This window comes from Pseudoalteromonas sp. 20-92 (assembly GCF_030847595.1).
GTDB classification, from domain to species: domain Bacteria; phylum Pseudomonadota; class Gammaproteobacteria; order Enterobacterales; family Alteromonadaceae; genus Pseudoalteromonas; species Pseudoalteromonas fuliginea.
The window spans coordinates 1-2,146 of the sequence record NZ_JANJGQ010000053.1 but is presented as its reverse complement, the minus strand read 5'-3'; the positions used below and the strand labels follow the sequence as shown (position 1 = coordinate 2,146).

Below are 2,146 nucleotides of genomic sequence, written 5' to 3'. Positions count from 1 at the left end.
AGAGGGGATCCCAAGCATTCGCTCACCGCCATCAGGTTTGGGTATTATCACGCGTTTGACTGGCAAGGGTTGATAAGTGCCGTTAAGTAATTGTTGTTTAATACCCAGCCAATGTAACTTAGCGAAGTGATTAAATTCCTCAATACTCATATCATCAATACCCGCAGCCCCCTTATTGCGCTTAACATGTTGCCATGCAGTGCCAATATTATGGTTGCTCAGTACCCTTGCCATCAGGTCATGATTTGTTTGGTTATATTCATTCGAGGTATTATTCACAGTCGAACGCTGTTCATCACTATCACAACACGGTGATCTATGTGAATTCAAGTTCATTTGTAGTATCTCCTCTGGTTAAGATGTTCAGGCCTTCACCGTGTCCCTTCCATTACGATTTTAGAAAACGAAATCCGCTGTTTAAAGCCAGCGAAACATACGAAACGGAGCAAGAAAAGCGCCGACTAAAACGCAGCAAAGGCAAGCCACGATTATTTACCTCAGATGATTTTCATTATAATGAAGCAACCCAAACTTGCCGCTGCCCCGCAGGCAATGCCATGTGGCGAAGTGGTATCAATGTAAAAAGCCACAACCAGCAATACACGCGATTCTGCGGTTATTTAAAAGACTGTAAAACGTGCCCGCTACAGCAGCAATGCATGCGAAAGCCACCCATTAAAACGGGGCGACAAGTACAGTTTATAAATAATGAATCGCACAAAAAGCTGAGCTATGTTGATAAGATGAAAGTAAAAATAGACAGCCCCATAGGTCGACGACAATATAGCAAACGACTCGGGTGTATTGAGCTAGTGTTCGGGAACATTACAGTGAATAAAGGCATGAATAAATTGACCTTACGGGGTCAAACGAAAGTGAATGCGCAATGGCAACTGTATTGTCTTGTTCATAATATAGAAAAGCTGCAAAACACGATGCATTAAGAAGGGTAAGCCCTCTTACTCTAAATAAAAGCCACTCAAACACCCGTAATCCCTTCCAAAACGCCAATTAAAACAATATCAAACACTTCTATATTCTGCGTAAAAATACAGTAATCAATTGAACCAAAATAGGAACTCAGCTATGGTTTGTTTATCAATAAAAATAAATAAAAAAACGAGTTAATCTACAGGCTCGTTAGCTTTTTCTCAAATATGGAGTTGTTTTGAAAGTATTTATTAGTTGGTCAGGAGACCAAAGTAAAGATATAGCACAAGCTATACGAGCTTGGTTACCAAGTGTATTACAAACGGTAAAACCATATTTTACTCCTAGCGATATAGATAAGGGAAACCGCTGGTCATCTGATATCGCAGATGAGTTAGACAATTCTTCGGTTGGTATTTTTTGTATAACACAAGAGAATTTAAATAGCCCTTGGATAATGTTTGAGGCAGGAGCTATATCAAAAAAAGTTGATGCATCTCTAGTATGCCCAATTCTCTTTGGCTTAGGTAATGCAGATATATCAGGGCCACTGACTCAATTTCAAACAACGCTTTTTAATAAGTCAGACATGTATGCTCTTGTTACTACAATTAATAATTCAAATACTGATAATGTACTTGCTGATGACGTACTTCGTGATGTATTTGAAGCTTTTTGGCCAAAGCTTGAAACACGTGTGATTGAACTTCTAGCTAGTGATACTTCGAATAGTGAATCACATTCTCGAAGTGAGCGTGAGTTATTAGAAGAAATACTTGGTTTATCTCGTAATATTCTAAAAGCAGACAAGTTGAAGCTTAATGATGATAAATCTCAACATTTTAATTCTTTAATCTCAAGTTTTTTAAGTATGTTTTATTTGGTTTTTGATGCTGATTGGGATCATACTATTCAATCGCTAGACCCTGAATATTTAAACTATTATATTTCCCCTAATGCTACGTTTATTAATCCAAATGTGTCTGATGAACAAAATAACTGGGGCAATCGTGGAAGCTTACTGGCAAGTTATCGAGAATTGGTTTCATTCATCATGGACAATGATATAGATGTTCCAATAAAGCACCCGTGGTAAAAAAGCTAACAACACGCCCTGAGGTGGACAGCAAGCGCTAAAGCTCACTTTCCACCGCAAATTTTAACAGCGGTGAACCCTTACTTTTCAATGCGGTTAAGTAAGTTGATTCATCGTAGG

Annotated in this window: 2 protein-coding genes and 1 pseudogene; 2 read left to right on the top strand and 1 reads right to left on the bottom strand. The window is 38.4% G+C overall.

What is annotated here, in order from left to right:
* A pseudogene (locus tag NRL14_RS20655) lies at nucleotides 1–336 on the bottom strand (group II intron reverse transcriptase/maturase); the annotation flags it as partial.
* Between NRL14_RS20655 and NRL14_RS20650 the strand changes: the two are divergent.
* Both NRL14_RS20650 and NRL14_RS20645 read left to right on the top strand, forming a co-directional pair.
* Nucleotides 321–944: a transposase gene (locus NRL14_RS20650; protein ID WP_306725505.1), complete on the top strand. Its 624-nt coding sequence runs from the start codon at nucleotides 321–323 to the stop codon at nucleotides 942–944. The pseudogene NRL14_RS20655 and the gene NRL14_RS20650 sit on opposite strands and share 16 nt — an antisense overlap.
* A 224-nt stretch (nucleotides 945–1,168) precedes the next feature.
* Complete coding sequence (locus tag NRL14_RS20645) at nucleotides 1,169–2,026, top strand: toll/interleukin-1 receptor domain-containing protein (protein WP_306725504.1); 858 nt, start codon at nucleotides 1,169–1,171, stop codon at nucleotides 2,024–2,026.
* Nucleotides 2,027–2,146: the final 120 nt, after the last annotated feature.